Annotated in this window: 22 protein-coding genes and 1 tRNA gene; 9 read left to right on the forward strand and 14 right to left on the reverse strand. The window is 72.3% G+C overall.

Features of this window, described 5'->3' with window-relative positions:
• Positions 1-174: 174 nt before the first annotated feature.
• Genes LNW72_RS17430 through LNW72_RS17445 form a run of 4 tightly spaced genes read right to left on the reverse strand, consistent with a single transcriptional unit; the run spans position 175 to position 4,532 of the window.
• Positions 175-1,830 carry an FAD-binding dehydrogenase gene (locus LNW72_RS17430; RefSeq protein ID WP_250976267.1) on the reverse strand — a complete coding sequence of 552 codons (1,656 nt, stop codon included), beginning with the start codon at positions 1,828-1,830 and terminating at the stop codon, positions 175-177.
• Positions 1,831-1,873: 43 nt separating this feature from the next.
• The gene (locus LNW72_RS17435) at positions 1,874-2,668 is read right to left on the reverse strand and encodes an ABC transporter ATP-binding protein (RefSeq protein ID WP_250976268.1); all 795 of its coding nucleotides are present in this window, start codon (positions 2,666-2,668) and stop codon (positions 1,874-1,876) included.
• Positions 2,665-3,429 (reverse strand): cobalt ECF transporter T component CbiQ, encoded by a 765-nt coding sequence (gene cbiQ, locus LNW72_RS17440; RefSeq protein WP_250976269.1) that lies wholly within the window; start codon positions 3,427-3,429, stop codon positions 2,665-2,667. The genes LNW72_RS17435 and cbiQ overlap by 4 nt, the downstream gene beginning before the upstream one ends.
• A 2-nt stretch (positions 3,430-3,431) precedes the next feature.
• Positions 3,432-4,532 carry an energy-coupling factor ABC transporter permease gene (locus LNW72_RS17445; protein WP_250976270.1) on the reverse strand — a complete coding sequence of 367 codons (1,101 nt, stop codon included), beginning with the start codon at positions 4,530-4,532 and terminating at the stop codon, positions 3,432-3,434.
• Between the two features lie 136 nt (positions 4,533-4,668).
• Between LNW72_RS17445 and LNW72_RS17450 the strand changes: the two genes are divergently transcribed.
• Positions 4,669-8,112 carry a S41 family peptidase gene (locus tag LNW72_RS17450; RefSeq protein ID WP_250976271.1) on the forward strand — a complete coding sequence of 1,148 codons (3,444 nt, stop codon included), beginning with the start codon at positions 4,669-4,671 and terminating at the stop codon, positions 8,110-8,112.
• Between the two features lie 222 nt (positions 8,113-8,334).
• Here the strand turns inward: LNW72_RS17450 and LNW72_RS17455 are convergent, their stop codons facing one another.
• The 4 genes from LNW72_RS17455 to LNW72_RS17470 form a co-directional block, all read right to left on the reverse strand.
• Positions 8,335-8,526, reverse strand: a complete 192-nt coding sequence (locus LNW72_RS17455; protein WP_250976272.1) for a hypothetical protein — start codon at positions 8,524-8,526, stop codon at positions 8,335-8,337.
• Between the two features lie 104 nt (positions 8,527-8,630).
• On the reverse strand, positions 8,631-9,527 hold the full coding sequence (locus tag LNW72_RS17460) for an SDR family oxidoreductase (protein WP_250976273.1): 897 nt from the start codon (positions 9,525-9,527) through the stop codon (positions 8,631-8,633).
• Positions 9,524-10,486 (reverse strand): alpha/beta fold hydrolase, encoded by a 963-nt coding sequence (locus LNW72_RS17465; protein ID WP_250976274.1) that lies wholly within the window; start codon positions 10,484-10,486, stop codon positions 9,524-9,526. The genes LNW72_RS17460 and LNW72_RS17465 overlap by 4 nt, the downstream gene beginning before the upstream one ends.
• Positions 10,483-11,982, reverse strand: coding sequence for an NAD(P)/FAD-dependent oxidoreductase (locus LNW72_RS17470; protein ID WP_250976275.1), 1,500 nt, complete (start codon positions 11,980-11,982; stop codon positions 10,483-10,485). Before LNW72_RS17470 ends, LNW72_RS17465 begins: the two co-directional genes overlap by 4 nt.
• A gap of 253 nt (positions 11,983-12,235) precedes the next feature.
• On the opposite strand from LNW72_RS17470, the gene LNW72_RS17475 reads away from it, so the two are divergent.
• The 4 genes from LNW72_RS17475 (at position 12,236) to LNW72_RS17490 (ending at position 16,044) form a co-directional block, all read left to right on the forward strand.
• Entirely contained in the window at positions 12,236-13,033 is a 798-nt protein-coding gene (locus tag LNW72_RS17475; RefSeq protein WP_250980195.1) for a MerR family transcriptional regulator, read from the forward strand.
• 144 nt (positions 13,034-13,177) lie between these two features.
• Positions 13,178-15,226 (forward strand): MDR family MFS transporter, encoded by a 2,049-nt coding sequence (locus LNW72_RS17480; protein ID WP_285369602.1) that lies wholly within the window; start codon positions 13,178-13,180, stop codon positions 15,224-15,226.
• Between the two features lie 117 nt (positions 15,227-15,343).
• Positions 15,344-15,610 (forward strand): DUF2630 family protein, encoded by a 267-nt coding sequence (locus LNW72_RS17485; RefSeq protein WP_250976276.1) that lies wholly within the window; start codon positions 15,344-15,346, stop codon positions 15,608-15,610.
• On the forward strand, positions 15,607-16,044 hold the full coding sequence (locus tag LNW72_RS17490) for a (4Fe-4S)-binding protein (RefSeq protein WP_250976277.1): 438 nt from the start codon (positions 15,607-15,609) through the stop codon (positions 16,042-16,044). Before LNW72_RS17485 ends, LNW72_RS17490 begins: the two co-directional genes overlap by 4 nt.
• A 42-nt stretch (positions 16,045-16,086) precedes the next feature.
• Here the strand turns inward: LNW72_RS17490 and LNW72_RS17495 are convergent, their stop codons facing one another.
• Positions 16,087-16,923: an isocitrate lyase/phosphoenolpyruvate mutase family protein gene (locus LNW72_RS17495; protein ID WP_250976278.1), complete on the reverse strand. Its 837-nt coding sequence runs from the start codon at positions 16,921-16,923 to the stop codon at positions 16,087-16,089.
• Between the two features lie 148 nt (positions 16,924-17,071).
• On the opposite strand from LNW72_RS17495, the gene LNW72_RS17500 reads away from it, so the two are divergent.
• Together LNW72_RS17500 and LNW72_RS17505 are read left to right on the forward strand one after the other, a co-directional pair.
• A complete protein-coding gene (locus LNW72_RS17500; RefSeq protein WP_250976279.1) occupies positions 17,072-18,553 on the forward strand; it encodes an AlkA N-terminal domain-containing protein in 1,482 nt (493 codons plus the stop codon).
• Entirely contained in the window at positions 18,553-19,053 is a 501-nt protein-coding gene (locus LNW72_RS17505) for a methylated-DNA--[protein]-cysteine S-methyltransferase (RefSeq protein WP_250976280.1), read from the forward strand. The genes LNW72_RS17500 and LNW72_RS17505 overlap by 1 nt, the downstream gene beginning before the upstream one ends.
• 230 nt (positions 19,054-19,283) lie before the next feature.
• Here LNW72_RS17505 and LNW72_RS17510 read toward each other — a convergent pair whose 3' ends face one another.
• The 3 genes from LNW72_RS17510 to LNW72_RS17520 all read right to left on the reverse strand — a co-directional run bounded on the left by LNW72_RS17510 (position 19,284) and on the right by LNW72_RS17520 (position 23,213).
• A complete protein-coding gene (locus LNW72_RS17510; protein ID WP_250976281.1) occupies positions 19,284-21,539 on the reverse strand; it encodes an MMPL family transporter in 2,256 nt (751 codons plus the stop codon).
• Between the two features lie 133 nt (positions 21,540-21,672).
• Positions 21,673-22,269: a TetR/AcrR family transcriptional regulator gene (locus LNW72_RS17515; protein ID WP_250976282.1), complete on the reverse strand. Its 597-nt coding sequence runs from the start codon at positions 22,267-22,269 to the stop codon at positions 21,673-21,675.
• Between the two features lie 248 nt (positions 22,270-22,517).
• On the reverse strand, positions 22,518-23,213 hold the full coding sequence (locus LNW72_RS17520; protein ID WP_250976283.1) for an alpha/beta fold hydrolase: 696 nt from the start codon (positions 23,211-23,213) through the stop codon (positions 22,518-22,520).
• 181 nt (positions 23,214-23,394) lie between these two features.
• On the opposite strand from LNW72_RS17520, the gene LNW72_RS17525 reads away from it, so the two are divergent.
• Positions 23,395-24,429, forward strand: a complete 1,035-nt coding sequence (locus LNW72_RS17525; protein ID WP_250976284.1) for a LacI family DNA-binding transcriptional regulator — start codon at positions 23,395-23,397, stop codon at positions 24,427-24,429.
• Positions 24,430-24,503: 74 nt separating this feature from the next.
• The gene (locus LNW72_RS17530; RefSeq protein ID WP_250976285.1) at positions 24,504-24,662 is read left to right on the forward strand and encodes a hypothetical protein; all 159 of its coding nucleotides are present in this window, start codon (positions 24,504-24,506) and stop codon (positions 24,660-24,662) included.
• Between the two features lie 93 nt (positions 24,663-24,755).
• Here the strand turns inward: LNW72_RS17530 and LNW72_RS17535 are convergent.
• Both LNW72_RS17535 and glpR read right to left on the reverse strand, forming a co-directional pair.
• Positions 24,756-24,829: transfer RNA gene (locus LNW72_RS17535), tRNA-Ala, on the reverse strand.
• A gap of 71 nt (positions 24,830-24,900) precedes the next feature.
• On the reverse strand, positions 24,901-25,947 hold the full coding sequence (gene glpR / locus LNW72_RS17540) for a gephyrin-like molybdotransferase receptor GlpR (protein WP_250976286.1): 1,047 nt from the start codon (positions 25,945-25,947) through the stop codon (positions 24,901-24,903).
• Positions 25,948-25,970: the final 23 nt, after the last annotated feature.

Raw genomic sequence — 25,970 nt, forward strand, 5'->3', positions numbered from 1 at the left:
GGGGAGGTGGTGCGTTGATGCCTGGTGCGGTTACACGCTCTTAACGTGGGAGCGCTCCCATAGTTGGGCGTTGGCCAAGTCCTGTCAACGCTTCGAACAGAACCGCCGCCGGCCGGAAACCCGGCCCGCCCCTACGCGATCGCCGTTTACGCGGTAGCCGTTTACGCGGTAGCCCTACGCCGTCGCCGCTGCCGCCGCCCGCCCCGCCGTACGCCCGGAGAAGATGCAGCCGCCGAGGAACGTGCCCTCCAGCGAGCGGTAGCCGTGCATGCCCCCGCCGCCGAACCCGGCCGCCTCGCCCGCCGCGTACAGCCCGCCGAACGGTTCCCCGCCCGCGCGCAGCACCCGTCCGCCGAGGTCGGTCTCCAGTCCGCCGAGCGACTTGCGGGTCAGGATGTTCAGCCGGACGGCGATCAGCGGGCCCGCCTTCGGGTCCAGGATCCGGTGCGGCGACGCCGTGCGGATCAGCTTGTCGCCGAGGTAGTTGCGCGCTCCGCGCATCGCCATGACCTGGAGGTCCTTGGTGAACGTGTTCGCGATCTCCCGGTCCCGCGCCTCGATCTCACGGCGCAGCGCGGTCTCGTCGATCAGCGCGTCCTCGGTGATCGCGTTCATCCCCCGGACCAGCGCCGGCAGGTCCTTCTCGACCACGAAGTCGGGGCCGTGCTTCTTGAAGGCCTCGACGGGTCCGGTCGCGCCCGGCAGCGCGCGCTTGAGCACCTCGCGCACGCTCTTGCCCGTCAGGTCCGGGTTCTGCTCGGAGCCCGAGAGCGCGAACTCCTTCTCGATGATCTTCTGGGTGAGGACGAACCACGTGTAGTCGTAGCCCGTCGTCATGATGTGCTCCAGCGTCCCCAGCGTGTCGAACCCCGGGAACAGCGGCACCGGCAGCCGCTCGCCGCGCGCGTTCAGCCACAGCGACGACGGGCCCGGCAGGATCCGGATGCCGTGCCGCGCCCAGATCGGGTCCCAGTTCTCGATGCCCTCGGTGTAGTGCCACATCCGGTCGCCGTTGATCAGGTTCGCGCCGGCGGCACCGGCCGTGCCGAGCATCAGGCCGTCGACGTGCGCCGGGACGCCGGACAGCAGCTTCTCGGGGGGCGTGCCGAGCCGGGCGGGCCAGCTCTTCCGCACGAGGTCGTGGTTGCCGCCGATGCCTCCGGAGGTGACGATCACGGCCTGCGCCGTCAGGGTGAACGCCTCGAGCACCTCGCGCGAACTGGCCTCACCGCGCTGCGCGCCGTCGGCGACCAGGATCTCGCCGGTCACGCCGTCCACCGTGCCGTCGGTGGTGTTCAGCCCGGTCACCCGGTGCCGGAACCGCAGTTCGACGCGGCCCCGCGCGACCGCTTCGCGCACCTGGCGGACGAACGGCTCGATGATGCCGGGGCCGGTGCCCCAGGTGATGTGGAAGCGCGGCACCGAGTTGCCGGGGCCGGTCGCCAGGAAGCCGCCGCGTTCGGCCCAGCCGACCACCGGGAAGAAGCGCACGCCGCGCTCGTGCAGCCAGGCGCGCTTCTCACCCGCGGCGAAGTCCACGTACGCCTCGGCCCACTTGCGCGGCCAGTGGTCCTCCGGACGGTCGAAGCCGGCGGTGCCCATCCAGTCCTGGAGGGCCAGCTCCGGGCTGTCCTTGATGCGCATCCGGCGCTGCTCGGGCGAGTCGACCAGGAACAGCCCGCCGAACGACCAGAACGCCTGCCCGCCGAACGACGCCTCGGGTTCCTGGTCCACCAGGATCACCTTGCGGCCCGCCGCGGCCAGCTCTGCTGTCGCCACCAGCCCGGAGAGCCCTGCTCCTACGACGATGACGTCCGCGTCCATTGCCATGGCGGTGCCCTCCGGGTGCGGTGGTCGGATGCTCGGGGGCACGTTACCTCGCGGTAGGGGCCGTCACCGAGCGGGGGTTGAAGCCGAAGGGGAGTTCGAGCCGGTGCGCCCGCATCAGGTCCTCGTCGCAGAGGAGTTCCTGGGTGCGGCCGTCTGCGGTGATGACGCCGTCGCTGAGGACGACCGCGCGGGGGCAGAGCTCCAGGGCGTACGGGAGGTCGTGGGTGACCATCAGGACGGTGACGTCCAGCGAGCGGAGGATGTCGGCCAGCTCGCGGCGGGACGCGGGGTCGAGATTGGAGGAGGGCTCGTCCAGGACCAGGATCTCCGGGCGCATCGCGAGCACGGTGGCCACCGCGACCCGGCGGCGCTGTCCGAAGGACAGGTGGTGCGGCGGGCGGGCCGCGAAGTCGGCCATCCCGACCTGGTCGAGGGCGGTCATGACGCGCGCCTCCAGCTCCGGGCCGCGCAGGCCCCCGGCGGCGGGGCCGAAGGCGACGTCCTCGCGGACGGTCGGCATGAAGAGCTGGTCGTCGGGGTCCTGGAAGACGATGCCGACCCGGCGGCGGATCTCGGCGAGGTGCTTCTTGCCGACGGGCAGACCGCCGACGGTGACCGTCCCGGCGCCGCCGGTCAGGATCCCGTTGAGGTGCAGGACGAGGGTGGTCTTGCCCGCGCCGTTGGGGCCGAGCAGCGCCACCCGCTCACCGCGGGCGACGCTCAGGTCGACGCCGAAGAGGGCCTGGTGACCGTCGGGGTAGGCGAAGGCGAGGCCGCGCACGTCCAGCGAGGGAGGCATCGTGCCGGCGGTCGGGTCACGGGTCAGTTCGGTGGTCATCTCAGCGTCCATCCTGTCAGGCAGACGGCCAGGGCCAGTACGGGGAGCACGGCGGCGTGCGACCACTGGGTGCGGGTGGCGGTGACGTCGTCGATGACGGGCATCGTGCCGGTGTAGCCGCGGCTGACCATCGCCAGGTGGACGCGTTCACCGCGTTCGTAGGAGCGGATGAACAGCGCGCCCGCGGACTTCGCGAGGACCGGCCAGTGCCGGATGCCGCGGGCCTGGAAGCCGCGCGACTCCCGGGCGATCCGCATCCGCCGCATCTCGTCGGTGATGACATCGCCGTAGCGGATCATGAAGGACGCGATCTGGACGAGGAGCGGCGGCATCCGCAGCCGCTGGAGGCCCAGCAGCAGCTCGCGCAGTTCGGTGGTGGCGGCGAGCAGGACGGACGCGGCGACGCCGAGGGTGCCCTTGGCCAGCACGTTCCAGGCGCCCCACAGGCCGCTCTCGCTCAGCGACATGCCGAGGACGTGGACCTGCGGGCCGGTCGCGACGAACGGCAGCAGGACGGCGAAGGCCACGAACGGCACCTCGATGACGAGCCTGCGGAGCAGGAACGCGATCGGGACGCGGGCGCGGAACGCGACGGCCACGAGCAGGACCGCGTACAGGCCGAAGGCCCACATCGCCTCGCGCGGGGTGGAGACCACGACGAGGACGAAGCCGAAGACGGCCGCGATCTTGCAGTGCGGGGGCATCCCGTGCACGGGCGAGTGCCCGTGCCGGTAGAGCCGGTGTGCGTGTCCCGCGCCCATGGTCAGGCCCCCTGGCCCTGGATCGGGTGGACGGTGTGCGTGCGGCGGCGCCGTACGACGATGAAGACGCCGGAGCCGACGGTCAGGGTCGCGCCGACGCCGATGACCCCGGCGAGGCCGCCCGACAGCCGGGCGTCGCCGACGTCCTTGACGCTGTAGCCCGCGAGCGGGGAGTCGTCGGTCGCGTGCGGCTTGGCCTTCTCGTCGATGCCCTTGTCGTGCGCGACCTTCTCCAGGCCGTCGGGGCTGGCGGAGGCGTAGTAGCTGACGCCGCCCGCGAGGGCCAGCGCCGCGATCAGGCCCGCGATCCAGACCGGCCGGTTGGAACGGCCGGCGGGGGCCGGGGAGGTCACGACGGCGGCGGGCGCCGGGGTGGCCACGGTCACGGCGGCCGGACGGGCCTCGCCCGGCACCAGCGGGGCGCCGGTCGGCGTGGTGCGCAGCTCCAGCGGCTTGCTCAGCCCCCTGGCGCCGTAGACCAGGTCGGGGCGGACGGCGACGACCGCGCCGACGGTGGCGGCGGTGATCGCGGCCTCGCCGATGCCGATCAGCACATGGACGCCGACCATCGCGGTGGCGACCTTGCCGATCGGCACGTCGGTGGTGCCGCCGAGCCAGTAGATCGTGGTGAAGGCGACGGCGGCGGCCGGCACCGAGACGACCGCGGCGGCGAACGAGGCGACGGTGATGGAGGCGCGGCTGCGCGGCAGCACCTTCACGAGGCCGCGGAAGATCGCGTAGGCGACGACGGTCGTCACGATCGCCATGTCGGTGATGTTGGTGCCGAGCGCGGTGAGCCCGCCGTCCGCGAACAGGACGCCCTGCATCAGCAGGACCACGGACACGCACAGGACCCCTGTGTAGGGGCCGACGAGAATCGCCGCGAGCGCGCCGCCCAGCAGATGGCCGCTGGTGCCGGCGGCCACCGGGAAGTTCAGCATCTGCACGGCGAAGATGAAGGCGGCCACCAGGCCCGCGAGCGGCGCGGTGCGCTCGTCCAGCTCGCGGCGGGCGCCGCGCAGGCTGATCGCGACGGCCGCGACGGCCACGACGCCGGTCGCCGCCGACACCGGGGTGTCGATGAATCCGTCGGGTACGTGCATGGGGGTCCCCTCAAGTACTGCCTGGTCAACCGTTCGATGATAGTGGCTACCTGCAAGTGATGTGCAAGAGCGGTTCAGGTGCATCGGGAGCGCGTACGAGTTGCCCGCGCCCCCCATGCCCAGAACCATGGGGTAGGTGAGCGATGGCGCGTATCTCCGGTATCCGCACATTCACGGCGAACTGCTGTGCTTCGTCGCCGAGGACGACGTCTGGGTCGCACCCCTGGGGCGGCCGGGCGGCGTTCCCGGCCGGGCCTGGCGGGTCACGGCCGACCGCACGAGGGTCGGCTCGCCGCGCTTCTCGCCGGACGGCTCCGCCCTCGCCTTCACCTCGTGGCGCAGTCTGGACCCGGAGATCCATCTCGCCCCGGTGGACGGCGGCCCGGCCCGCCGGCTGACGTACTGGGGCAGCTTCGACACCCGCGTGTGCTCCTGGACGCCCGACGGGCAGATCCTCGCGGTCTCCTCGCACGGCCAGCCGTTCTCGTACTTCTCCTGGGCCCACAGCGTGCCGACCGACGGTTGTCCCGGCGGCCGGCTGCCGTGGGGCCCGGTCTCGGACATCGCGGTGAGCGACGCCGCCGGGGAGCGCCACACGCTGCTGCTGAGCGGCACCCCGCCGCACGAGCCGCACGCCTGGAAGCGGTACCGGGGCGGTGCGACGGGGCGGCTGTGGCTGCACGGCGAGCGGCTGGTGCCGACGATCGACGGGCATCTGAACTCGCCGATGTTCGTGGGCGCCCGTATCGCGTTCCTCTCCGACCACGAGGGCGTCGGCAATCTCTACTCGTGCGCGCCGGACGGTACGGACCTGCGCCGCCACACCGACCACGCGGACTTCTACGCCCGCAGCGCCTCGACCGACGGGGAGCGGGTCGTCTACCAGTGCGCGGGCGAGCTGTGGATCGTCGACGACCTCTCCCCCGGCGCCCGGCCCCGCAAGCTGGACGTCCGGCTGGGCGGCCCGCGCGCCGGCCGGCGGCCCTACCAGGTGCCCGCCGCGTCGAACCTGGACGGCCTGGCCTGCGACCGGACCGGCCGCGCCAGCGCGGTCTGCGTCCGCGGCAGCCTGTACTGGCTGACCCACCGCGACGGACCGGCCCGCACCATCGCCGACGAGCCGGGCGCGCGCGTCCGGCTGCCCGAGATGCTCGGGGACACCGGCCGGATCGCCTTCGTCACGGACGCGGAGGGCGAGGACGGCATCGAGATCGCCCATCTGCCGGGCCGGGCCAGCCGTCCGGCGGTCCGCGCGGCGCTGGAGGGCCTCGACGAGGACGACGAAGGCAACGCCCTGGACGAGGACGACGAGGAGACCGCCACTCCCCTGAACACCCCCGCGGTCTCCACCGGCACCGCCGGCCGCGCCGCCGTCACCGGCACCGGGCCCCGGCTCGGCGTCGGCGAACTGGGCCGCGTACTGGAGCTGGTCTCGTCCCCTGACGGCCGCACCCTGGCCGTCGCCGCGAACGACGGGCGGCTGCTGCTCGTCGCCACTGGCGAAGGGGGCGATGCGGGCGGGAACGGGGAAACGGAAGGCGGGGGCTTCGTGACCGACCCCGACCACGCGAGCAGCTCGTCCGGGACGGTGACCGAGCTGATCCGGTCCACGAACGGCCCCGTCCGAGATCTCGCGTTCTCCCCCGACTCGGCCTGGCTGACCTGGTCCCACCCGGGGATCGGCCGGTCGCTGCGCTCGGTGAAGATCGCCAAGCTCGCGGACCGCATGATCATCGACGTGACGAACGGCCGCTTCGAGGACGAGCAGCCGGTCTTCACCCTCGACGGCCGCTATCTGGCGTTCCTGTCCTGGCGCGGCTTCGACCCGGTCTACGACGTGCACACCGGCGACCTGTCGTTCCCGCTCGGCTGCCGCCCCTACCTCGTACCGCTGAACTCCGCGACGCCGTCACCGTTCGCGCTGCCCGTCGACGGCCGCCCGATCGGCGGCGGCCTGGATCCGGCGGAGGGCGGCGGCGACGGTCCGGTGGTGGTCGAGACGGAGGGGCTGGAGAGCCGCGTCACGCCGTTCCCGGTCCCGGCGTCCAAGTACTCGGCACTGGAGCCGGTGGCGGACGGCCTGGTGTGGCTGCGCTGGCCGATCTCCGGCGCGCTCGGCGAGACGTTCACCAACCCGACGGACCCCTCCGCGCGCCCGACCCTGGAGTACTTCAACCTGGGCAAGTCCAAGCGGACCGAGCTCGTCCATCACATGGACTGGTACGCGGTCAGCGGGGACGGCAAGCGGCTGGCGGTCTTCGACGAGGGCGAACTGGCCGTGCTCCCGGCCACCGAGCGCGGCGACGACGACTCGACGGTCTTCGTCGACATGCGGCGGATCCTGCACGAGGTCGACCCGCCCTCGGAATGGCAGCAGTCCTACGCCGAGGCCGGCCGGCTCATCCGGGACTACTTCTGGGCCCCCGACATGTGCGGCATCGACTGGCCCGCGATCCTCGACCAGTACCGGCCGCTGGTCGAACGGGTCGCCACCCCCGACGAGTTCGCCGATCTGCTGCGCGAGCTCCTCGGCGAGCTGGGCACCTCGCACGCCTACGTCAGCCCCGCCCGCCGCAACGAGGGCCCGGCGCACTACCAGCGGCCGATCGGGCTGCTCGGCGCCAACTTCCAGCACAACAAGGACGGTACGTGGACGGTGGCGCGGATCCTGCCCGGTGAGTCCTCGGACTCCAAGGCCCGCTCGCCACTGGCCGGCACCGGGATCCGCGAGGGCGCGGTGCTCACCCATGTCGACGGGCGCCCCGTCGACCCGTGCGCGGGACCGTATCCGCTGCTCGCGGGCGCGGGCGGCACGACCGTGGAGCTGACGTTCACCCCGCCCGGCGAGGGGCATCCGCGCCGGGTCGCCGTCGTCCCGCTGGTCGACGAACGGCCGCTGCGCTACCAGGACTGGGTCGCCAAACGGCGGGCCGTCGTACGGAATCTGAGCGGCGGCCGGTGCGGCTATCTGCACATCCCCGACATGGGCGGCTCCGGCTGGGCGCAGTTCAACCGCGATCTGCGGATGGAGGTCGCCTACGAGGCGCTCATCGTGGACGTCCGGGGCAACGCCGGCGGGCACATCAGCGAACTCGTCGTCGAGAAGCTCACCCGCACCATCCTCGGCTGGGACCTGACCCGCAACGCGCAGCCCGTCTCGTACGCGAGCCAAGCGCCGCGCGGTCCGGTCGTCGCGCTCGCCGACGAGGCGACCTCGTCCGACGGCGACATGATCACCGCCGCGTTCAAACTGCTGGGCCTCGGCCCGGTGGTGGGGCTGCGGACGTGGGGCGGCGTGGTCGGGATGACCGGCCGGCACAAGCTGGGGGACGGCACGGTGATCACGGTGCCGATGAACGCGGGCTGGTTCGACGCGTACGGGTGGGGCGTCGAGAACTACGGCGTCGATCCCGATGTCGAGTCGCTGCGCACCCCGTTGGACTGGGCGGAGGGGCGGCACGCCCAACTGGACGTGGCCGTCGACACGGCCCTCGCGCTGCTGGCCGAACACCCCGCCGTCACCCCGCCGGACCTCTCCCGGCGCCCGGACCGCCGCCGCCCGCCGCTGCCGCCGCGCTGATCCGGTCCGGGGCGAAAGGGGTCGGCGCAGCATGAACGGGTCGGCGCAGCATGAAGGGGTCGGCGCAGCATGAAGGGGTCGGCGCAGCATGAAGGGGTCGGCGCAGCATGAAGGGGTCGGCGCAGCATGAAGGGGTCGGCGCAGCATGAAGGGGTCGGCGCAGCATGAAGGGGCGCACCCTCGACGGGTGCGCCCCTTCACCGTTCGCGCCGCGCAGGCGGACTAGCTCCAGTTGTCCTGGGCGTCCTCGGCCGCGTCCTGGGCCTTGTCCTTGCCCTGGTCGCGCATGTCGGCAGCCTTGTCGCGGTTCTCGTCTTCCATCTCCGCAGACTTGTCCCGCTTCTCGCCCATGGCCTCCTTGGCCTTGTTCGAGAGGTTGCCGGCCTTGTCCTTGAACTGGTCGAAACCGCCCATGATCACTCCTCCTGGAGTTTGTCGGGTTGGGGCCTCGACCAGACTGACACGGGCGGACATAGCTCGCATGTCGGGAGAAAAACCGCAGGTCAGCTATCCTTTTGTCACCCTACGGAGCGTGACGACTGCGCTGCCTCGTCCGCCTCTCCGCCCCGTCCGACGAGCCCCCGCCGGGTGCCCGCCGTGGCGGCGAACCGCGGCTCGGCCCGGCGCATCTCCCGCTGCCCGAGCGCACCTCCGATGACCGACGGCAGACAGCCGCGCACCGACTGCATGCCACGCAGCCACCACTGCGCGTACACATGCGGCGAGCGCCGCTCGATCCCGGCGGCGATCCGCTCGACGGCCGGCTCCAGCGGGTACGTGCGGTTCGCCGGCCAGGGCAGCTTGGCGCGCATGTGGCGCATGAGCTCGTCCTCGTCGGCGCCGCGCACCATGTCGGTGTCGGTCCAGCTCAGATACCCGACGCCGACCTTGACGCCCTTGTGGCCGACCTCGGCGCGCAGGCTGTGCGCGAACGCCTCGACGCCCGCCTTGCTCGCGCAGTACGCGGTCATCATCGGGGCCGGGGTGATCGCCGCCAGCGAGGCGATCTGCAGCAGATAGCCGCGCGAGGTGAGGAGCGCGGGCAGGAAGGCGCGGGCGGTGGTGACGCTGCCCAGCAGGTTGACGTTGATGACCCGCTCGAACGCGACGGGGTCGGAGTCCAGGAACGGACCCCCGGTCGCCACACCCGCGTTGGCGACCACGACGTCGATCCGCCCGAAGTGCTCCAGGATCTCGGCCGCGGCCCGCTCCATCGCCGCGAGGTCGGTGACATCGGCGACCCAGTGCGCCGCGCCGCCGCCGAGCCCCTCCGCCACCAGCTTGAGCTGGTCCGGCTCCAGGCCGACCAGCGCCAGCTTGGCGCCGCGCCGCGCGAGTTTGCGCGCGAGCATCTCGCCGACCCCGCGGGCGGCGCCCGTGACCACCACGACCTGTCCGTTCAACGACTGGCTCATACCGTCTGCTCCTTCACGGAAAGGTTCTCCTGGACCGGGAGGTGGTCCCTGACCAGACCGCGGACGACGCCCGCGACCGCGGCCGTGCCTTCGATGGGTGTCATATGGCCGAGGCCTTCGAGTTCGGTCAGACCCACGCAGGCGGGCAGCGCGGCGGCCATGCCGCGCGCGTGCACCGGCGGGGTCAGCTTGTCCGCCGTGCCGACCAGGACGGCGGTCGGCGCGGTGATCCCGCGGAGCGCCGCGTCCAGGTCGAGTCCCGCCAGCACCCGTCCCCACGCGGAGCGCGGCCGGGTCCCGCAGGCATGCACGATACGCGCGGTCGCGGCGACCTGTTCCGGGGTCGAACCCGCCGCCATCACGCCGTACTTGAGCGCCGCGCGCGACATCCCGCTGACCGGCCCGAGCGGGGCGCGCGAGCTGAGCAGCAGCCGGTGGAAGCGGTCGCGGACCTTCTGGGAGCGGAACCGCTGCGGCAGCACCTGGGTCTCGGCGAGCAGCCGTCCGCTGCCGGTGCTGGCCAGCAGCGTGGCGGCCGTGCGGGAGCGTACGGCGGCGCGGCCGGAGGCGGCCATCAGCGTCATCCCGCCCATCGAGTGGCCGACCAGCACCGCCCGTTCCCCCTCGGGAACGACGGCCTGCAGCACCGCCGACAGATCGTCGGCCAGTACCCGCGTGCTGTAGCCGGTGCGGTGCGGGGTGCCGCTGCGGCCGTGTCCGCGCTGGTCGTAGGCGATCACCCGGAAGTCGGCTGTCAGGTCCCGGATCAGCGGTGCCCAGAAGAGCGTGGAACAGGTCCAGCCGTGGATCAGGACGACGGTCGGCCGGCCGGCCGGCCCGTGCTCCTCGACGTGGATCCGGGTGCCGTCCGCCGAGTTCACGACGAGCTCCCGGCGGGGGGTGGGGAGGGTGAACGGGCTGTCCGCCGCCGCTGCGCCCTTTGCGGTGATCCTGCTCATGACGCGGGCACCTCCACCGGCTCCGCCGTGCGCACGGGCGCCGGCACCAGGTCGTACTCCGCCGGTTTCAGTGCGCGGGTGGCCCGCCGGAACTCGGCCGTCGTGCCGGGCCAGGCCGTCGTGTTGCGGCCCTCGGAGTCCAGGTACCAGCTCTTGCAGCCGCCGGTGTTCCACACGGTCCTGGCGGTCCGCCGCTGCATCTCGGCGTTCCACGCCCTGACCGCCGCGGGCTTGGCGTCCAGCGCGGCCGCCCCGGTCCGCTCCAGGGTGCGCAGGTAGTCGGCGACGTAGTTGATGGACGACTCGATCATCAGGATCATCGAGCTGTTCCCGAGGCCGGTGTTGGGGCCGATGATCAGCAGCAGGTTCGGGAAGCCGTCGATCGTGGTGCCGCGCAGCGCGGCCATCCCGCCCTTCCAGTGCTCGGCCAGCGAACGGCCGCCGACGCCGGTGATCCGGTCGCCGATCGGCATGTCCGTCACATGGAAGCCGGTGCCGAAGACGATCGCGTCGACCTCGCGCTCGGTGCCGTCCGACGTGACGATCGTCGAGCCGCGCACCTCCTGGAGCGCCGAGGTGACCACCTCGGTGTTGGGCTGGGCGAGCGCCGGATAGTAGTCGTTGGAGAGCAGGATGCGCTTGCAGCCGATGGTGTAGTCGGGCGTCAGTTTCGCCCGCATCGCCGGGTCCTTGATCGCGCGGCGCATGTGGTTCTTCGCGATCTGCTCGGTCGCCTTCATCAGCTGCGGACGCTTGACGAACGCGCCGACCTGGAACTCCCTGATCAGCCAGAGCAGTCCGCGCCGCGCCTTCGCGGTGCCGGGCACCGTGCCGTGCAGCCACCGCTCGGCCTTGTTGATGCCGCGGTCCATCCGCGGCATCACCCACGGCGGGGTGCGCTGCAGCACGGTCAGCGACTTCACCTGCGGCTGGATGGACGGCACGATCTGGATCGCGGAGGCACCGGTGCCGACCATCGCGATGCGCTTGTCCTTGATGTCGAAGTCGTGGTCCCAGCGCGAGGAGTGGAAGACCGCGCCGGGGAACGTGTCGAGCCCGGGGATGTCCGGCAGCTTGGGGTCGGACAGCGGGCCGGTGGCGGAGACCACGACATCGGCGGTCAGCTCGCCCTGCGTGGTCCGTATCCGCCAGTGCTTGGCCTCGTCGTCCCAGCTCGCCTGCAGCACCTCGGAGTCGAACCGCAGATGCTGCCGCAGCCCGAAGGTGTCGGTGACCCGCTCCAGATAGGCGCGGATGTGCGGCTGACCGGAGAACGTACGGGGCCAGTCCGCGTTCGGCGCGAAGGAGAACGAGTACAGGTGGGAGGGGACGTCGCAGGCGCATCCCGGGTAGCTGTTGTCGCGCCAGGTCCCCCCGACCGAGCCGGCGCGTTCGAGGATCACGAAGTCCGTGATGCCCTCCCGGCGCAGCCGGACGGCCGCGCCGAGCCCGCCGAACCCTGATCCGATCACCGCCACCCGCACGTGCTCAGCCATGGCGCCGCCTCCCTGCGTTCAATCACGCCAGCAATCACTGGCACGATTGGTACGGTAGACCACTGCGGTTACCGGCGGTAGGGGTCAGGGCCACCCAAGACGAAACGGACCCCCGGCCGGAGTGCGCACCCGCCCGGCACCCGCGCACCGGCCCCGGCACGCTCCGGGGAACGCATAGGCTGACGAGGTGGCCGAGGACGTGCAGGAGACCAGGGAGCAGCCCGAGGAGCGGAAGCCCGGGCAGGAATACCGGATGGAGGCGCTGGCCGAGGCGGCCGGCATCCCCGTGCGCACCGTTCGCTTCTACCGCGAGCGCAAGCTCATCCCGCCACCGCGCCGCGAAGGCCGTATCGCCTGGTACAACGAGGCCCATCTCGCCCGTCTGCACACGATCGCCGCCCTCCTGGAGCGGGGCCACACCCTCGGCGGCATCGCCGAGCTGATCGGTGCGTGGGAGAACGGCCGGACCCTCGACGGCGTCGCCGAACTCCTGGGCCTGGAAGGCGCGTTGATCTCGCCCTGGTCGGAGGAGACCCCGGTCAGGCTCACCCCCGAGGCCCTCGCCGACTACTTCGGCGAGGACGTCACCCCGGAGAACCTGACGACGGCCCTCGACATCGGCTACATCGCCGTCGACGGCGAGAACGTCGTCCACACCAGCCGCCGGCTGCTCGACGCGTCCGCCGCCCTGGTCCGCGAGGGCGTCCCGCTCGCCGCCGTGCTGGAGACGGGCCGCGCCGTACGGATCCAGGTGGACGCGCTCGCCGATCTGTTCACGGTGCTCATCCGCAAGCACGTGGTGGACGCCGCCACCGTCGACCACCTGCCGCCGGGCGAGGTGACCCGGCTCGCCGAGGCCCTGGAACGGCTGCATCCGCTGGCCAAGAACGTGGTCGACGCGGAGCTGTCGCTGGCCATGGACCGGCGTGTCAGGACCGAGCTGGAGAGCTGGCTGCAGGACCACGCGGCGCCCGGAGCCGCACCCGGTCCGAACCCGCCGGAAGGCCCGTCCGAGGACCCGGCCGAGGACCCGGCCACCCCCGCTCCATAAGTCGTGGGGCCCATTCCTCGCCCGCGCCTGGACGGCGGCTGGCATCTCCTGGGCGGCCCCGGCGGACGTACCAGCGGTGGCGGAACGCGGCACCGCGTCCAATCCTGAGGGGGACCCGCCCCCTGCGCAGGAGGTACCGGCCCGATGACCACGCTCGCCGAGGCCGGACCCGCGACGGGGCCGCCCACGGGCCCGTCCTCGCTCAGCCGCCGCCAGACCAACGTCGTCTTCGTGACGATCGTCCTCGGCATGCTGCTGGCGGCCCTCGACCAGACCATCGTCTCCACCGCCCTGCCGACCATCGTCGCGGACCTCGGCGGCGCCGGGCACATGGCCTGGGTGGTGACCGCGTACCTCCTCGCCGAGACCGTCTCCACCGTCCTGGTCGGCAAGTTCGGTGACCTGTTCGGCCGAAAGATCGTCTTCCAGGTCAGCGCGATCGTCTTCGTCGGCGGTTCCGTCCTCGCGGGCGCCGCCAACGGCATGGGCATGCTCATCCTCGCCCGCGCGATCCAGGGCATCGGCGGCGGTGGTCTGATGGTCACCGCGATGGCCCTGATCGCCGACGTCATCCCGCTGCGCGAACGCGGCAAGTACCAGGGCGCGCTCGGCGCGGTCTTCGGCGTCACCACCGTCGTCGGCCCGACGCTCGGCGGTCTCTTCACCGACCACGCCACCTGGCGCTGGTGCTTCTACGTCAACGTGCCCGTCGCCGTCGTCATGGTCGTGATGGCCGCGCGGACGATCCCCTCGGTCAAGGCCGCCACCCGCCCCACCATCGACTACCTGGGCATCGTGCTGGTGGCGCTCGGCGCCTCCGGACTCGTGCTGGCCCTGGAGTGGGGCGGCAACGAGTACGCCTGGGGCTCGGCGGCCATCATCGGCCTGTTCGTCGGCTCCGTCCTGGCACTCACCGCGTTCGTCTTCGTGGAACTGCGTGCCAAGGAACCGATGCTCCCCATGCACCTGTTCCGCAGCCGGGTCTTCACGATCTGCTCGGTGCTCAGCTTCATCGTCGGCTTCGCGATGCTCGGCGCGCTGACCTACCTGCCGACGTATCTGCAGTACGTGGACGGGGTGTCCGCGACGATGTCGGGCGTCCGCACCCTCCCCATGGTCGTCGGGCTGCTCGGCACCTCGATGCTCTCCGGCATCGTCGTCAGCCGCACCGGCCGGTACCGGATCTTCCCGATCGTCGGCACCGGCGTCATGGCGATCGGCCTGTACCTGATGTCCACCATGGGCCCGTCCACCGGCGTCTGGCTGGAATCGCTGTACATGCTCGTGCTCGGCCTCGGCATCGGCCTGGCCATGCAGGTGCTCACCATCGCCGTGCAGAACACCGTGCCCTACCACGAGCTGGGCTCCGCGACCTCGGGCGTCACGTTCTTCCGCACCCTGGGCAGCGCCTTCGGCACCGCCATCTTCGGCACGCTCTACAGCAACCAGCTCGGCCCCAACCTCGAGAAGGCCTTCGCACAGTCGCCCGGCGTCAGCCCCGCCGCCGTGCAGAGCCCGGCCGCCCTGCACGCGCTGCCCGCCGACCGGATCACCCATATCGTCGACGCCTACGCCGACACCGTGAACTACGTCTTCCAGTGGGTCGTACCGGTCGCCCTCGTCGGCTTCGTCGTCGCCTGGTTCCTCAAGGAGGTGCCGCTGCGCGACAGCGCCAGGGCCGGTGCCTCCGACATGGGCGACGCCTTCGCCGCCCCCAACTCCGCGGACGCCGACCGGCAGCTGGAGCGCTCCATCGCCCGCGTGATGCGCCGGGCCAAGGCCGAGGAGCCGGTCTCGCTGCGGATCCTCGCCGACTCCGGCAGCCACCTCACCCCCGGCCAGGCCTGGGCCCTCGGGCAGATCCACTGGCGCGGCAAACTCCAGGGCGGAGCCCGGCTCAGCACCGTCGCCAAGGCCCACCGGATGCCCGGAGAGGTCCTCGAACCGGCCTTCTCCAGGATCGCCCAGGCCGGCTACGCCGATTTCGACGGCGAGCAGCTCGCCATCACCGACTCCGGCCGGGCGCAGATCGACCTGCTCGCCGGGGCGTGGCGCCGCTGGCTCGACGAGCGGCTGGACGACTGGGACGTATCGGATCCGGCGGACCGCGCGCGCCTCGACCGGGCCATCGACGGCATCGCCCGCCGCCTCCTGGACGAGGAGGAGGCACATCTCGAGCGCACCGCGCTGTGAACTGCGAAGGTGGAGAAGGGGCCGCGGGCACCGCGGCCCCGCACCGCCCGGGTCACCGCACCGGCTCGATCAGCGCACCGTCCGGACGACCGCATCGCCGCATTGAGGAGGCACCCCATGGACCAGCCCGACGACACCAAGGCAGAACAGGCGATCCTCTCCAGGATCAAGGCCATGGTCGCGGACGAGAAGGCCCTGCGTGAGCAGCTGACCGACGGCAGTATCGACGCGGTCACCGAACACGCCCGGCTCGGCGCCCTGGAACGCGAACTCGACCAGTGCTGGGACCTGCTGCGCCAGCGCCGCGCCAAGGGCGCGGCCGGCGAGGACCCGGGCCAGGCCAGCGTCCGGTCGGAATTCACCGTGGAGGGCTACACCTCATGACGGGAAGCGCCGAAGTGCCGATTCCCGAGGGGGCGAAGGCCTACCCGGGGGACGGCATCACCGTCACCTTCGAGGCCGGCCGCTGTCTGCACGCCGCCGAATGCGTGCGCGGTCTCCCCCAGGTCTTCGACACCGCCGAGCGCCCGTGGATCCGGCCCGACGGCGCTCCCGCCGACCTCGTCGCCCAGGTCGTCCGGCGCTGCCCCTCGGGCGCGCTGCAGTACCGGCTCGACGGCGGGCACCCCGAGGAGCCGACCCACCCGACCGAGATCAGCCGCTCCTCCTCCGGAGGCATCACCATCCGCGGCGACCTCGTCATCCACACGGACGGCGCGGCCAGGACCGAGACCCGCGCCGTCCTGTGCGGCTGCGGCGCCACGCATCACGCGCCGTACTGCGACCACACCGGCCCGTGCGGAACGGCGACCCGCTGACGGTCCGTTCCCCACGGGCCCGAGGGCCGGTCCGGCCATGCTTCAGGACGTGAACAGCGCCTGCATCTCGCCGTATCCGGGCCCCTCCACGACCGGGGTGCAGGTGCCCTCCGTCAGGAACTCACGGGCCTCCTGCCGCATCATGCCGTACGCGGCCTCGGCCATCCGGCCGCCGATGCTGACGCGCGCCGCTCCGGCGCCGCCGAGTTCGGCGACGGACGGACCGCCCGGTCCGGTGAGGATGTTGAGCGGGGCGGCGATGCCCTTCGCCAGTTCGGCGACGACCGCGAGATCGGTCACCCCGGGGACGAAGATCCCGTCCGCGCCCGCCTCGATGAAGGCGGCGGCACGGTCGAGCGCCACACCCAGCCGCGTCTCCGGCGCGCCGACGGCACCGAGGTAGACATCGGTGCGGGCGTTGATGAACAGCGGGACGCCCGCCCCGTCGGCCGCCTTGCGGGCGGCGGCGATCCGTTCCACCTGCTCCGCGAGGCTGCGCAGCGGCTCGGGCCCGTTCACGAGCGCGTCCTCGATGTTGATGCCGACGGCCCCGGCGGCGAGGACCCCGCGCACGGTCTCGGCGACACCGGCCGCGTCGTCCGCGAAGCCCGCCTCGATGTCGGCGGTCACCGGCACCCCGACCCCGCCCGCGACCCGGCCGATGAGCGCGAGCGCCAGCTCGCGGGGCAGCCGGTCGCCGTCGGCGTAGCCGAGGCTCCAGGCGACGCCGCAACTGGTGGTGGCGACGGCCGCCGCCCCCGCCTCCTCGATGATCCGCGCGCTGGCGACGTCCCAGGCGTTGGCGAGGGCGAGCGGCTTGTCGGCGGTGTGCAGGGAGTGGAGGAGCTGGGCCTTGTCACGGAGGTTCGACGTAGTCATGGGGACAGTCCATCACCGCCCTGTGACATCGTCCGGCAATTCCGCGACCTGGACGTCGCGGTGCGAGGGCCGGTCCACAGGTCCACCCACGACCTACATGTCGGATTCTCGCTAGACCGGCGCCGTGACCCGGGGCGATGCTGGAGATATGCACACCGACTTCGAGCGTTGCGTACGAGCCGTGCAGTCGAAGGACGCCCGGTTCGACGGATGGTTCTTCACCGCGGTGCTGACGACCAGGATCTACTGCCGGCCCAGCTGCCCCGTGGTGCCGCCCAAGGTCAGGAACATGAGTTTCTACCCGAGCGCGGCGGCGGCGCAACAGGCCGGCTTCCGGGCCTGCAAGCGCTGCCGGCCGGACGCGAGCCCGGGTTCGCCGCAGTGGAACGAGCGGGCGGACCTGGTGGCGCGGGCCATGCGGCTGATCGCGGACGGCGTCGTCGACCGGGACGGAGTCCCGGGGCTCGCCGCCCGGCTGGGCTACAGCACCCGGCAGGTGGAGCGCCAGCTGCTCGCCGAACTGGGCGCCGGGCCACTGGCGTTGGCGCGGGCACAGCGCGCGCAGACCGCCCGGCTGCTGATCGAGACGACGACGCTGCCGATGGGGGAATCCGCCTTCGCGGCCGGCTTCTCCAGCATCCGCACCTTCAACGACACCGTCCGCGAGGTCTTCGCCCTCTCCCCCACCGAACTGCGCGCCCGTGTCGCCAAGGGCCGCCCCGCCGCCACCCCGGGCGAGCTGTCGCTGCGGCTGCCCTTCCGGGCCCCGCTGTGCCCGGACAACCTCTTCGGACATCTGGCGGCGACGGCGGTGCCGGGCGTCGAGGAGTGGCGCGACGGCGCCTACCGCCGCACCCTGCGGCTGCCGCACGGCCCCGGCATCGTCAGCCTGCGCCCGCGGCCCGATCACATCGCGTGCCGGCTGCGCCTGACGGACCTGCGCGATCTGGCGCACGCCATCAGCCGCTGCCGGTGGCTGCTGGACCTCGACGCGGACCCGGTCGCGGTCGACGCGCAGCTGGGCAAGGACCCGGTACTGGCGCCGCTCGTCGCCAAAGCGCCCGGCCGCCGGGTGCCGCGGGTCGCGGACGGGCCCGAGTTCGCGGTGCGCGCCGTGCTCGGCCAGCAGATCTCGACGGCCGCCGCGCGGACGCACGCCGGACGGCTGGTGACGGCGTACGGCGAGCGCGTCGGGGATCCGGCGGGCGGGCTGACCCATCTGTTCCCCGATCCGGCGGCGCTGGCCGCCCTCGACCCGGCGGCGCTCGCCATGCCGCAGACCCGCCGCACCACCCTCACCACCCTGGTCACCGCCCTGGCCGGCGGCGAACTCGACCTCGACGTCGGCAGCGACTGGCAGCGCGCCCGCGCGCAGCTGTCCGCGCTGCCGGGGTTCGGCCCGTGGACCGTCGAGTCGATCGCGATGCGCGCGCTCGGCGACCCGGACGCGTTCCTGGCGAGCGACCTCGGAATCCGCTTCGCCGCGAAGGAGTTGGGCCTGCCCACCACCCCCGCTGCGCTCACCCGCCATGCCGCCGCCTGGGCGCCGTGGCGCGCCTACGCCGTCCAGTACCTGTGGGCGACCGGCGACCACGCCATCAACACCCTCCCCGTGAACGGAGCCGCGTGATGCCCACCCGCACCCACACCGTGACCGATTCCCCCTGCGGCCCGCTGACCCTCGTCGCCCTCGACGGAACCCTCTGCGGCCTGTACATGACGCAGCAGCGGCACCTTCCCGCCGAGGAGACCTTCGGCGACCGCGACGACTCCGCGTTCGGCGCCGTCGAGGAGCAGCTCACCGCCTACTTCGCCGGCGAGCTGACCGACTTCGGCGTCCCCTTGACGCTGCTGGGCACCCCGTTCCAGCAGCGCGTCTGGTCCGCCCTCCAGGACATCCCGTACGGCGAGACCCGCTCCTACGGGCAGCTCGCCGACCTCCTCGGCAACGCCGGCGCCTCCCGCGCGGTCGGGCTCGCCAACGGCAAGAACCCCATCGGCATCATCGTCCCCTGCCACCGCGTCGTCGGAGCCGACGGCTCCCTCACCGGCTACGGAGGCGGCCTCGACCGCAAGCGCTACCTCCTCGCCTTCGAGAACGGAACCCACGAGCCGGCGGCGCTGTTCTGACCCCCGGCCGGCACGGGCCCGACGGGGGCGCTGTTCTGACCGCCGGCCGGCACAGGGCCCGCCGGCCGGCCCCGTGCCCGGGGGACACGGGGCTCCGCGGGTACGACACAGGGCCCGGCGATTCGCCGGGCCCTGTCCTGCGCGCCATCCCCCCGTCCCCACGGGGCAGGCGCGTCATGGGGCCGCCGTCGAGCTCTCCGCCAACCGGCGGCCCCAGCTGGTGTGCCGCGTCAGACGCGGCTCGGCTCCGGTACCCGCTCGGGCGCGGAACCGGCGGCCTGTGCCGCCAGGTTCTTCTGGAGCTGTTCGCCCTCGACGTCGACGTTGGGCAGCAGCCGGTCGAGCCAGCGCGGCAGCCACCAGGCGGCCTTGCCGAGCAGGGCGAGGACCGCCGGGACGACGGCCATGCGCACCACGAACGCGTCGAACGCGACGGCGATGGCGAGACCGAAGCCCATCATCTTGATCATCGATTCCGACGAGCCGATGAAGCCCGCGAAGACGCTGATCATGATGACCGCGGCCGCGGCGACCACCCGGGCGCCGTGCGTGAAGCCGGTGACGATCGCCTGTCCCGGCCGCTCGCCGTGCACGTACGCCTCACGCATCCGGGTGACGAGGAAGACCTCGTAGTCCATCGCGAGACCGAACACCACACCGATCATGAAGATCGGCATCATGCTCATGATCGGCCCGGTCTGCTCGACACCGAGCAGGCTCGCCAGCCAGCCCCACTGGAAGACCGCGACGACGGCGCCGAGGGCCGCGACCACCGAGAGCAGGAAGCCGAGGGCCGCCTTCAGCGGCACCAGCACCGAGCGGAAGACCACCATCAGCAGCAGGAACGCCAGGCCGACGACGAGCGCCAGGTACGGCAGCAGCGCGTCGTTGAGCTTCTGCGACACATCGATGTTCATGGCCGTCGTGCCGGTGACCAGCGTCACGGCGCCGGTCTCGGACTTCAGCCCGGCCGCCTGGCCGCGGATGGTGTGGACCAGGTCCTCGGTCTCCAGGCCGCTGGGCTTGGACTTCGGGACGACCGTCAGCATCGCGGTGTCGCCGGCCTTGTTGAACGCGGGCTCGGTGACCTTCTCGACGTCTCCCATCCCGGAGATGGTCTTGGAGATCTTGTCGAGGGCCGCCTTCGGGTCGTCGCTGTGCGCGGCGTCCACGGCGATCATCAGCGGGCCGTTGAAGCCGGGGCCGAAGCCGTCCGACAGCAGGTCGTACGCCTTGCGCTGGGTGGTGCTGACGGGCTGCGACCCGTCGTCCGGCAGACCGAGCTCCAGGCTGGCCGCCGGGATGGCGATCGCGCCCAGGCCGAGCACACCCACCACCAGCACCCAGATCGGGCGGCGCAGCACGAACCGCGCCCAGCGGGTGCCCATGTTGGGCTTCTTCGCGGCGGCGGAACCGGCCCCACCCGTGCTGCTGTCGGCGGCGTCGTCCTTGATCCCCTTGAGGCCGCTGCGCACCTTGCGGCCGAGCACCCGGTGCTTGGCGAAGCCGAGCAGCGCCGGGATCAGGGTGAGCGCGATGAGGACCGCGATGGCGACCGTGCCGGCCGCCGCGAGGCCCATCTTGGTGAGCATCGGGATGTTGACGACGGCGAGGCCCGCGAGGGCGATGAGCACCGTGAGGCCCGCGAAGACCACCGCGGATCCGGCGGTGCCCACGGCCCGTCCGGCCGCGTCCTCCGGTTCCCGGCCCTCGGTGAGTTCGTGCCGGAAGCGCGAGACGATGAAGAGCGCGTAGTCGATGCCGACCGCGAGGCCGATCATCATCGCGAGGGTGGACGTGGAGCTGCCCAGGTCCAGGACGTTCGCGAGCGCGGTGATCGACGAGACGCCGATGCCCACGCCGATGAGCGCGGTCAGCAGCGGCAGTCCCGCGGCGACCAGCGACCCGAAGGTGACGAGCAGAACGACGGCGGAGATACCGATGCCGATGATCTCGGTGGCGCCGGTCTCGGGCATCGCCTGCAGCGCGTCACCGCCGATCTCGACGGTGAGCCCGGCGTCCCGGCCGTGCTGCGCTGCGTCCTTGAGCGCTTCGCGGTCCGCGTCGGTCAGCTCCATCGAGGTGAGCTTGTACTTCACGGACGCGTAGGCGGTGCCGCCGTCCTTGCTGACGGCCTTCGACTCGAAGGGGTCGGCGACGGAGCTGACCTGCTTGCCGGTCTTCAGCTCCTTGACGACGTTCTCGACGGCGGCCTTCTGCGCGCCGACGTCCACCTTCTGCCCGCCGGGGGCCGTGAACACCACCCGCGCGGACGCGCCGTTGGCGCTGGCGTCCGGGAAGCGCTGCTCCATCAGGTCGAAGGCCTTCTGGGCCTCCGTGCCGGGTATCGAGAAACTGCTCGACGTGGAAGTGGAGGCCGACGCGGCGCCGACTCCGGCGAGTACCAGCAGAGCCACCCATGCGAGGGCGACGTACCGGCGTCGCCTGAAGGCGAACCGGCCGAGTTTGTAAAGGAAAGTAGCCACGAGTCGCGGCGCTCCCGTCAGGTCGAGGAAAAAAGGGCGTACGGTGCCTGCCCGACGACGAGAGCGGCGTGTCAGGTGGGGCCTTGTTCCGTGGTTCCGGCGTGGGATCAGGCGGTTGATCCGGCCGGTCGGATCAGGTCAGACGCAGGGCGGGGAGTACCACCGCGTCGATGTATCGGAAGGCGAATTCGGGGTCAGGATCGACGCCCTCGATCAGCGGCCGCCCCATCGCGGCGCCGATCAGCATGTGCGGTACGAATTTCCTGGCCGGCACGTCGGCCGCCAGTTCGCCCCGTTCCACGGCACGTTGCAACATGCCGTCGAAGGCGGCCATTTCCGGTTCGATGAGCAGTTGCCGCAGCGCCTGGAAGAGGTCCGGATTCTGATGTGCGGCCTGTCCGAGCGCCCGCATCAGTTCGTTGTCCCGCTTCGAGTCGCCCGTCGCGTCGTGGCACCGCACCAGCTCGCGCAGGTCGCCCCGCACCGATCCGGTGTCGATGTCCTCGATCCGCACCGGCTTGGTGTGCCGCAGCGCGGTCGCCACCAGCTCGGGCTTGCCCTTCCACTGGCGGTAGAGCGTGGCCTTGCTGGAGCGGGTGCGCGAGGCGATCGCGTCCATGGTGAGCGCCTCGTAGCCCACTTCCCGCAGCATCTCGACCACCGCGGCGTAGAGCTCCTGCTCGCGTTCGGGCGTGAGCCTGGTGCGGCGTGCCGGGGCATCCGTCGACATCCTCGGCCTCCATCCAAACGAAACGGTTTCGTACAGCTGACTCCTAGAGAGTAGAACACCACCCATCGAAACGGAAACGTTTCGATGGGTGGTGTGGGTCACGTTGTCCGTCTTTACGGCCGGCGGACCGCCCCATACACCCGGTTTGCCGCCCGCCGGGCGGCTCCGGGACCCCGCCCGTAGGGCCGCGGCCGGGATCCCCGCCGGCCGGACTGCTGCCGGGATCCCCGGACGGATCCTCGGGCCGCTCAGATCCAGCCGTCCAGCGAACGGAAGAACCCGTCGAAGTCATCGCGGTGGATGGTGTGGCCGGCGCCCACGACCGTACGGATCCCGAAGCCGCGCTCGCTGAGCAGTCCCGCGTCGTCCGGGCCGATCAGGAAGCTGTTCTCGGCGAGCTGCACGAGCGACGGGACGGCGGGCTTCTGCGGCAGATAGCCGGTCAGCGGCCGGCCGCCCAGGAAGGCGGCGGAGTCGGTGTCCCACAGCGCCAGGGTGGCGAGCTCCACCTCGATGTCCGCCTCCTCCCAGCGCGGGTTCAGACCGGCGATCTGCTCCCGGGTGGCCCGGGCGAAGTGGACGAAGATCGCCGGGTCGACCTGCTGCACGGGATCCGCCGAGGCCCAGGCGGGGTCGGAGTAGACGGCGCGCGCGGGCGCGAGGCGCTCGGCGGCGAGCGACAGCGCCAGCCCGCCCAGCGAATGCCCGACCGCCAGCTCCGCGCCGCCCGGCAGCGTCTCGACGAGGTCCTCGGCGAACAGCTCGGGGCTGTACTCGCCGCGCGGGCTCTCACCGTGACCGCGCAGGTCCACGGCGATGACGCGGTAGCCCCGGTCCGCGAGCGCGGGACCGACCCGGCGCCAGGTGCGGTGGTCGGACATGATGCCGTGGACCAGGAGCGCGATCCGGTCGCCGGTGCCCCACTCGCGGGTGTTGAGCTTCATGGTGTTGATGCCTCTCCTGCTGTTGGGGTGCTGCCGGGCTGCCGGGGGGGCTCCGACGGAGGGTTCGGTCCCATCTTCGGGCGCGGGCGGTGACACCTGTCGCATGACACGTGTAACTATATGTGTAGCATCCACCCCGAACTCTCGGCCAGACCGGATCTCTGAAAAGATGCCGAGCGGAATGACACAGTCACCCGAGCCCACGAGCCCCCCGGCCACGCCGACCAGCACCGATGTCGCGCGCCTCGCCGGCGTGTCCCGCGCCACCGTCTCGTACGTCCTGAACGCGCAGGCCGCCGGCCGCGTCAGCACACGGACCCAGGACCGGGTGCGCGCCGCCGCGGAAGAGCTCGGCTATGTGCCGCACGCCGCCGCCCGCACCCTGCGGGCCGGGCACTCCGGCCTCGTCCTGCTGACCACCCCGGCCACCCCGATCCCCCGGATCGGCGCGCTCTTCGGCGACTTCCTGATGGAGCTGCAGGGCGCCCTGCACCAGCTGGGCTACACCAGCGTCTGGCACGGCCCCGTCGCGGGCGCCGGCGAGCAGGCCGCGCGCGCCTGGGCGGAACTGCGCCCGGCCGCCGTCCTCGCCCTGCCGGGCACCGGTCTGACCCCGTCCGCCGTCGAGCTGCTCAAGCGCTCGGGCACCCGCGCCGTCCTCACCCTCGGCATGCGGCCGGTGGCGGGCGCGCACGCCCTGCTCCTCGACCAGGAGATGCTCGGCGCCCGCGCCGGCACCCATCTGCTGGAGCGCGGCCGCCGCCGGATCGGCGTCGTCATGCCGACCGAGTCCGGCCTCGACCTCTTCAGCGTTCCCCGCCTCGCCGGCGTCCGGGCGGCCGCCACCCTCGAGACCGGCACTCACGTCGAGCCGCTCACGCTCGACTGCACCGAGGAGTCGGCGGCCGAACTCGCCGCCCGCTGGCCCCGGCTCGGCCTCGACTCCCTCTTCGCCTACAACGACGAGTACGCGATGCTCGTGATGCGCGCCTTCCAGGACGCCGGCCTCACCATCCCCGGCGACCTCGCGATCGTCGGCGCCGACGACCTCCTCCTGGCCCGCCTGCTGCGCCCCCGCCTCACCAGCGTCCACTTCGACACCATCCCCACCGCCCGCATCGTCGGCCTGGTCGACCGCGCCATCCGCGAACCGGAAACGGCCCCGGAGACCCACCAGTTGACCCGTGTCGTCGTAGCGGCCCGCGACTCCGGCTGACGCCCGCCGCGCGGCCCGACAGCGGAACCGCCGCCCGCCCCACGGCGTCCTGGACAAGGATCAAGGGGGTACGCATGCAGGACGATCCACCGGCCTGGGAAACCATCTCGGTCATGCTGGCATGGGTCGGAGGAGTGACCGCGGTCCTGGGCTCCGCCGTCCTGCTCGTGGTCGCCGTCGTCACCCTCAGCACGGGCTGGCTGCGGCGGAAGTGGCGGCTCCGGAAGAGCTGACCGCGGCCCCCGGAGCGGGCTCCGGCGGACGGCAGCCGCCCCGGAACCAAAAAGCCCCTGGCGGGTTTCCCCGCCAGGGGCTTTGAGCTGCGGTGGACCTGTGGGGATTTGAACCCCAGACCCCCTCGATGCGAACGAGGTGCGCTACCAGACTGCGCCACAGGCCCTTGCAACGAGGAAAACGATAGCACCCTCTCGGGGGTGGTTGTTAACGAGATCCTCGCTGGTCACCGATCGCTCACTCGTTGGCGGCGCGCGGCCGGTCCGGGTCGGCGTACTGGTCGAACAGGGGGGTGCGGGAACGGTCGCGGGAGCGGCGGCCGGAGGTGGGGCGGGGGAGCTCGCGCTGGGGCTCGGGCTCGGGGGCCGCCGCCGGGGCCGGGGTGGCCGGCTGGTGGCCCGGCGTGGTGCCGGAGCGGGCCGAGCTCCAGTTGCCCGGGGCGGTGAAGTCGATGCCGCCCGGGGTGCGGGGCGCGACCGGCGCCGTGACGTACGTGGGGAGCGGCACCGGTACGGGGTCCCAGCCGTCGTCAGGGACGGCGTGCTGCTCGCGCTGCTGCTGGTCCACCCACTCCGCGTGATCGGTCTGCTCGACCAGGGCCCGCCGGTCCGCGGTGCGCGGCGAGGTGGCGGGCTCGGGCTCGTCGTCGAGGTCCGGCTCGTCGGCGGCCTGGGGCCGCGGGCGGTCGCGCAGCCGCACCGCGGCGTCGGCGGCCCGGCGCTGGTCGATCTTGACCTCGAAGCGGCGGCGCTCCTGGCGGCGCAGGTGGCCGATGTAGAGGGTCAGCAGCGCGGCGGGCGCCGCCGGCGCCCACAGGAACGCGAGGCCGCCCACGGCGGCGACGATCGCGCCGACGGTGAAGGCCAGGAAGAGGAGCGTGGTGGTGCGGCGGCGGCGCGCGAGGACCTTGGCCCGGGGGTTGTGCACCGGGCCGGGACGCTGTGCCTTCTGGTGCGCCGGGGCGGGGTGGTGCGCCGGGGCGGACTGCTGCGCCGGAACGGCCGTCGGGGCGGGTTTGATCTCGGTCGCGGGCACGGCGAGGCCCCGGACGTCCACCACGTCGTGGGCGGAGTCCGGTGCATCGGCGGGCTGATCGCTCTCATCGCGCGCTCTCGCGACGCGACGCTCCATCCCCGCCCTTCCGGACAGCAGCCGGATGGCGGTGCTGAAGCGTTCCGTCGGACGCGCTTCGTTGAGCTCATCCTGCCTACGGAGCCACATCGGCACCAAGTAGGCAGCCCAGGCCCCGACGATGACTGCGTAGATGAGGCCGCTACTGCTCACGGATTACACGGTAGGTGCCGCAG

The organism is Streptomyces sp. RKAG293 (assembly GCF_023701745.1).
Lineage (GTDB): Bacteria > Actinomycetota > Actinomycetes > Streptomycetales > Streptomycetaceae > Actinacidiphila.